This window comes from Methylophilus sp. 3sh_L (assembly GCF_046766015.1).
In the GTDB taxonomy this organism is placed as follows: Bacteria; Pseudomonadota; Gammaproteobacteria; order Burkholderiales; family Methylophilaceae; genus Methylophilus.
This window is the reverse complement of record NZ_JBKOUF010000013.1, coordinates 1-949: the sequence shown is the minus strand read 5'-3', so window position 1 is coordinate 949 and position 949 is coordinate 1. Positions and strand designations below refer to the sequence as shown.

Annotated in this window: 1 pseudogene; it reads right to left on the bottom strand. The window is 53.6% G+C overall.

Annotated elements, in window-relative coordinates:
• Positions 1-949, bottom strand: a pseudogene (locus ACIDF8_RS14590) (chemotaxis protein); the annotation flags it as partial.

Sequence of the window (949 nt, the reverse complement as noted above, 5' to 3'; positions counted from 1 at the left end):
ATCGCACTCATGGTGGCAACCACTTCATTCACGACCTGACCACCTTTAACCGCGACACCAGACGCTGTCAGTGCCAGCTGGTTGGCTTGCTTGGCGTTGTCGGCATTCTGTTTCACAGTAGAGGCCAACTCTTCCATACTGGCCGCTGTTTCTTCCAGGCTAGAGGCCTGTTGCTCGGTACGGGCTGACAGGTCAGAGTTACCACTGGAGATTTCATTCGCAGCAGTGGTGATGGTTTCTACGGCTTCGGTCACGGCAATGATCGGTTCTACGATCATATCCAGGGTATTGTTCACCCCTTCGATGATCTTGCGGAATTCGCCATTGTGTTTGTCGACATCCGCACGTACGGTGATACGGCCTTCTTTGGCTGCTTCAGCCAGCAGGTTGGCGTCATTTACCAGTGAGTTGACCGCACCAATACAGGTGTTGAGGTTGTTCTTCAGCTCGTTGAAGTCACCGTTGTAATGGTCGGTAATCCGTTCTGGGATATCGCCTTTGGAGATGCGGTCTACATAGCTGGCAGCCACATTCAAGGGTCCAATGACGGAATCCAGGGTGTTGTTGACGCCTTCGACGATCTTGCGGAAGTCCCCATTATGCTGGCTGGCGTCTGCACGGGTAGTGAGTCTGCCATCGACAGCTGCTTGTGACAGCATGTCGGCATCAGCAATCAGGGCATTGACGGCGTCAATACACTGGTTGAGGTTGTCTTTGATCGTGTTGAAGTCACCATTGTAGTGATCGGTAATCTTGGCCGGGATATTGCCCTTGGAGATATCCGCCACATATTGGGCTGCGACATTGAGTGGGTCGATCACCGCATCCAGCGTGTCGTTCACGCCTTGGACAATCTTGCGGAAGTCGCCTTGATGCTGGCTGGCATCCGCACGGGTGGATAAGCGCCCTTCAACCGCAGCATGCACCAAGTCGTCGGTGTCGTTTACCA